This window comes from Terrabacter sp. 01T434, from assembly GCF_056398545.1.
Map to the genome: position 1 here is coordinate 1 of NZ_JBFTPP010000039.1, position 400 is coordinate 400.

1 protein-coding gene is annotated in these 400 nt (G+C 69.8%); it reads right to left on the bottom strand.

Annotation, left to right across the window (positions count from 1 at the left end):
* A partial coding sequence (locus AC1DIW_RS21895) for an NAD(P)/FAD-dependent oxidoreductase (RefSeq protein ID WP_478110929.1) occupies positions 1-400 on the bottom strand: 400 nt, incomplete at both ends.

Sequence of the window (400 nt, forward strand, 5' to 3'; positions counted from 1 at the left end):
GGCAGGTTGGTACGCGTGGAGCGGCCGTCGACGAGCACGTAGCCCGCGTCGTCGGTCTCGACGACGCCCGTGACGAGCTCGTTGCGGGGGTCGTGGCCGATCGCGACGAAGAGACCGGTGATCGCGAGCTCGCGGGTGTCGCCGGTGACCGTGTCGCGCAGCGTCACACCGCTGAGCTTGCCCTCGCCGTGGATCTCGGCGACCTCGGAGTTCCACGCGAAGCGGATCTTGTCGTTCGCGTGGGCCCGGTCGGCCATGATCCTGCTCGCGCGCAGCTCGTCGCGGCGGTGGATGATCGTCACGGTGCGGGCGAACTTCGTCAGGAAGGTCGCCTCCTCGATGGCGGAGTCGCCGCCGCCGACGACGGCGATGTCCTGGTCGCGGAAGAAGAAGCCGTCGC